At 66.3% G+C, this 243-nt stretch carries 1 protein-coding gene; it reads left to right on the top strand.

All coding sequences use genetic code 11. The features are described from left to right. Nucleotides 1-243: HAD-IA family hydrolase (locus SB771_RS36535; RefSeq protein ID WP_410722225.1), on the top strand; the 243-nt coding region annotated here is incomplete at both ends.

Here is a 243-nt window from a genome sequence, read left to right as displayed (position 1 = left end):
CTTCAGCAAGCCGCATCCGGCCATGCTGCACGAGCTGATGAGCGAGCTGGACGTCGATCCGGCCCGCGTGGTGATGGTGGGCGACACTTCTCACGACATGCAGATGGCGACCAATGCCGGCGTGCATGGCCTGGGCGTGACCTACGGCGCGCATACCCTGAAGGAACTTGAGGGTTGCGGTCCGCAGGCGGTGCTGGATAGCGTGCCGCTGGTGCGTGACTGGCTGCTCAGCCGGACCCTGGC

It is taken from the genome of Burkholderia sp. SIMBA_051 (genome assembly GCF_046534915.1).
Lineage (GTDB): Bacteria > Pseudomonadota > Gammaproteobacteria > Burkholderiales > Burkholderiaceae > Burkholderia > Burkholderia ambifaria.
The sequence above is the reverse complement of the archived record's forward strand: the minus strand, read 5'-3'. Positions and strand labels throughout refer to the sequence as shown.